Annotated in this window: 7 protein-coding genes; all 7 read left to right on the top strand. The window is 64.7% G+C overall.

The window, feature by feature from the left end:
* The first annotated feature begins 102 nt into the window (after positions 1-102).
* From rpsJ to rplV, 7 genes are read left to right on the top strand one after another with little or no spacing between them, the layout of a single operon-like run.
* Complete coding sequence (rpsJ, locus tag V6M39_RS08635) at positions 103-411, top strand: 30S ribosomal protein S10 (protein WP_012923688.1); 309 nt, start codon at positions 103-105, stop codon at positions 409-411.
* Between the two features lie 14 nt (positions 412-425).
* Complete coding sequence (rplC, locus tag V6M39_RS08630; protein WP_309971848.1) at positions 426-1,082, top strand: 50S ribosomal protein L3; 657 nt, start codon at positions 426-428, stop codon at positions 1,080-1,082.
* 5 nt (positions 1,083-1,087) lie between these two features.
* Complete coding sequence (gene rplD / locus V6M39_RS08625; protein WP_332643411.1) at positions 1,088-2,017, top strand: 50S ribosomal protein L4; 930 nt, start codon at positions 1,088-1,090, stop codon at positions 2,015-2,017.
* Positions 2,014-2,319 carry a 50S ribosomal protein L23 gene (rplW, locus tag V6M39_RS08620; protein ID WP_332643410.1) on the top strand — a complete coding sequence of 102 codons (306 nt, stop codon included), beginning with the start codon at positions 2,014-2,016 and terminating at the stop codon, positions 2,317-2,319. The genes rplD and rplW overlap by 4 nt, the downstream gene beginning before the upstream one ends.
* Positions 2,320-2,332: 13 nt before the next feature.
* On the top strand, positions 2,333-3,160 hold the full coding sequence (gene rplB, locus V6M39_RS08615) for a 50S ribosomal protein L2 (protein ID WP_309971842.1): 828 nt from the start codon (positions 2,333-2,335) through the stop codon (positions 3,158-3,160).
* Positions 3,161-3,177: 17 nt separating this feature from the next.
* Positions 3,178-3,459 carry a 30S ribosomal protein S19 gene (gene rpsS, locus V6M39_RS08610; protein WP_332643409.1) on the top strand — a complete coding sequence of 94 codons (282 nt, stop codon included), beginning with the start codon at positions 3,178-3,180 and terminating at the stop codon, positions 3,457-3,459.
* Between the two features lie 20 nt (positions 3,460-3,479).
* Positions 3,480-3,914 carry a 50S ribosomal protein L22 gene (gene rplV / locus V6M39_RS08605; RefSeq protein WP_442880740.1) on the top strand — a complete coding sequence of 145 codons (435 nt, stop codon included), beginning with the start codon at positions 3,480-3,482 and terminating at the stop codon, positions 3,912-3,914.
* Positions 3,915-3,971: the final 57 nt, after the last annotated feature.

Here is a 3,971-nt window from a genome sequence, read left to right as displayed (position 1 = left end):
CGCGACACGCCCGACCTCGGGGGTCGGCGGGAGGATGAGTTTCTCCCTCGAACCCGAGGCGAGACCAAGCGAAGCGGAACGAAGAGAAGGACGAGCGAGAGCATGGCGGGACAAAAAATCCGTATCCGGCTCAAGGCCTACGACCACGAGGTCATTGACTCCTCGGCGCGCAAGATCGTCGACACGGTGACGCGCACGGGTGCCAAGGTCGCAGGACCGGTGCCACTGCCCACTGAAAAGAACGTGTTCTGTGTGATCCGTTCGCCCCACAAGTACAAGGACAGCCGCGAGCACTTTGAGATGCGTACGCACAAGCGGCTCATCGACATCATTGACCCGACGCCCAAGACAGTCGACTCGCTCATGCGCCTCGACCTGCCTGCCGGCGTCGACATCGAGATCAAGCTCTAAGGAGGCCAGCGACCATGAGCACCAGCAGCACTGCCACCGCACGCGGCCTCCTCGGCCGCAAGATCGGCATGACCCAGGTTTGGGATGCCGACAACAAGATCATTCCCGTCACCGTGATCGCAGCTGACACCAACGTTGTCACGCAGATCCGTACGCGCGAGACCGACGGCTACTCCGCCGTCCAGCTCGGCTTCGGTGAGATCGATGGCCGCAAGGTCAACAAGCCGGTCTCGGGCCACTTCGCCAAGGCCGGTGTGACGCCTCGTCGCCACATCGTCGAGATCCGCACGGAGCTCGTCGCCGACTACACGCTGGGCCAGGAGATCTCCCCGGAGATCTTCGCCGCCGGCGACATCATCGATGTCACCGCGACCAGCAAGGGCAAGGGCTTCGCCGGCGTCATGAAGCGTCACGGCTTCCACGGCGTGGGCGCCTCGCACGGCGCGCACCGCAACCACCGCAAGCCCGGCTCGATTGGTGCCTGCGCCACTCCGGGCCGCGTCTTCAAGGGTCTGCGCATGGCCGGTCACATGGGCGCCGAGCAGGTCACCACGCAGAACCTCACGGTTCACGCGGTTGACGTTGCCAAGGGCGTCATTCTCGTCAAGGGCGCCGTACCCGGCCCCAAGGGCGCACTCGTCGTCCTCCGCTCCGCTGTGAAGGGAGCCTGAACACCATGGCAAAGACCATTGATGCTCAGCTGCCCGTCGACATCTTCGACGTACAGACCAACATCCCGCTGATCCACCAGGTCGTCGTTGCCCAGCTGGCTGCTGCCCGCCAGGGAACGCACAGCACCAAGTCGCGTGGCGAGGTGTCCGGTGGTGGCAAGAAGCCTTACCGCCAGAAGGGCACAGGTCGCGCTCGTCAGGGCTCGATCCGCGCACCTCAGTACAACGGTGGTGGCATCGTCCACGGCCCCAAGCCGCGTGACTACGAACAGCGCACCCCCAAGAAGATGAAGGCTGCCGCCCTGCGCGGTGCCCTCTCGGACCGGGCCCGCACTGGCCGTCTGCACGTTGTCGACAGCTTCGTCGAGGGCGACAAGCCGTCGACCAAGGACGCCATCGCAACGCTTGCCGGTCTCACCACCCGTACGCGTGTCCTCGTGGTCGTTGACCGCAACGACACCGTCACGGCGCTGAGCCTGCGCAACGTCACCGACACGGTCATCCTGTCGTTCGACCAGCTCAACACGTACGACGTCCTGCTGAGTGACGACATCGTCTTCACGCAGGCCGCGTTCGACGCATTCGTGGCGGCTCGTTCCGCTGAGGGTGCCAAGACGATCGCGCTGAGCAAGGCCGCAACCGACCCGGACACCAGGCCGGCCGCCAAGGCTCCTGCCAAGAAGGCTCCTGCCAAAAAGGCTTCGCCGGCAAAGGCCGTCGAGCCCGAGGCTGCTCCGGCTGCCAAGAAGGCTGCTCCGGCCGCCAAGAAGGCGCCGGCTGCCAAGAAGGCTGCTGCTGAGACTCCGGCCAAGAAGGCTCCGGCCAAGGCCGCTGCCAAGAAGGCACCTGCGAAGGCTGCCGCCAAGAAGGCACCTGCTGCCAAGAAGGCACCCGCCAAGAAGGCACCTGCGAAGAAGGATGGAGGGGACAAGTGAGCACGATCCACAAGGACCACCGCGACGTCCTGATCGCTCCGGTTGTCAGCGAGAAGAGCTACGGCCTGCTCGACGACAACAAGTACACCTTCGTGGTGCACCCGGATGCCAACAAGACCGAGATCAAGATCGCCGTCGAGAAGATCTTCGGCGTCAAGGTCACCGCTGTTAACACGCTCAACCGCAAGGGCAAGACCCGTCGTACCAAGACGGGCCTTGGCAAGCGCAAGGACACCAAGCGAGCAATCGTGAGCGTGGCCGCCGGTCAGAGCATCGACATCTTCTCGACGCCGAGCGCCTGAGGACTGAGGACATATGGCTATTCGCAAGTACAAGCCGACAACGCCGGGCCGTCGTGGCTCGAGCGTCGCCGACTTCGCTGAGATCACCCGCACGACTTCCGAGAAGTCGCTGACGGAGCCGCTGCCCAAGAAGGGCGGCCGCAACAACCAGGGACGCATCACCACGCGTCACCAGGGTGGCGGTCACAAGCGCGCTTACCGCATCATCGACTTCCGTCGCTACGACAAGGACGGCGTGCCGGCCAAGGTCGCTCACATCGAGTACGACCCCAACCGCACCGCTCGCATCGCTCTGCTGCACTACGCCGATGGCGAGAAGCGCTACATCGTTGCTCCCGAAGGCCTCAAGCAGGGCATGGCCGTCGAGTCCGGCGTTGGCGCCGACATCAAGCCCGGCAACAACCTTCCGCTGCGCAACATCCCGGTCGGCACGCTGATCCACAATGTGGAGCTGCGTCCGGGCGGTGGCGCCAAGATGGGTCGCTCCGCCGGTGTCAAGGTTCAGCTCGTCGCCAAGGAAGGCGCCAAGGCGCAGCTGCGTCTGCCTTCCGGCGAGATGCGCTATGTCGACGTTCGCTGCCGCGCCTCGATCGGTGAGGTCGGCAACGCCGAGCAGTCCAACATCAACTGGGGCAAGGCTGGCCGCAACCGCTGGAAGGGCAAGCGCCCGACCGTCCGCGGTGTCGCCATGAACCCGGTCGATCACCCGCACGGTGGTGGTGAGGGCAAGACGTCCGGTGGACGTCACCCCGTCTCCCCGTGGGGCAAGCCGGAAGGCCGTACGCGCAAGCGCAAGGCCAGCGACTCGCAAATCGTCCGCCGCCGCAAGTCCGGCCGCTGAGAAGGATTGGTTTACACATGCCACGCAGTTTGAAGAAGGGCCCGTTCGTTGACGGGCACCTCGAGAAGAAGGTCGACGTGCAGAACGTTGCCGAGACCCACAACGTGATCAAGACCTGGTCGCGCCGCTCGATGATCCTGCCGTCCTTCATCGGACACACGATCGCCGTGCACGACGGCCGCAAGCACGTACCCGTGTTCATCACGGACTCGATGGTGGGTCACAAGCTGGGCGAATTCGCCCCGACCCGTACGTTCCGCGGTCACGAGAAGGACGACCGGAAGGCGAAGAGGCGATGAGTGCAGCTACCCGTGAAAGCGTGAGCGCGCGCCGCGAGCGCCTGCTCGGCGACGAGCCCGGCTCGTTCGCCGTGGCACGCTTCGTGCGCGTCACCGCGCAGAAGTCGCGTCGCGTCGGCGACCTGATCCGTGGTGAGTCCGTGGACAACGCTCTGGCGATCCTGCAGTTCGCACCGCAGGCCGTTGCCGAGAACTTCTACAAGCTCGTCGACAGCGCCGCTGCCAACGCCGAGACCACTGAAGGTCTCGACCGCTCGCAGCTCGTCATCACTGTCGTCCACGTGGACGAGGGTCCGACGATGAAGCGTTGGCGTCCGCGCGCCAAGGGTGCGGCCAACCGCATCCTCAAGCGCAGCAGTCACCTGACCGTGGTCGTTCAGCCGGCAGACCTCGTTGCTGCCAAGCGCGAAGCGGCCAACATCAAGAACTCCAAGAAGAAGGGCGGGGCCCGATAGTGGGACAGAAAATCAACCCGCACGGTTTCCGACTGGGCATCTCGACGGATCACAAGA

Source organism: Aeromicrobium sp., assembly GCF_036675695.1.
In the GTDB taxonomy this organism is placed as follows: domain Bacteria; phylum Actinomycetota; class Actinomycetes; order Propionibacteriales; family Nocardioidaceae; genus Aeromicrobium.
Note: the sequence above shows the minus strand (reverse complement) of the source record. Positions and strands in the feature narration are given on the sequence as shown.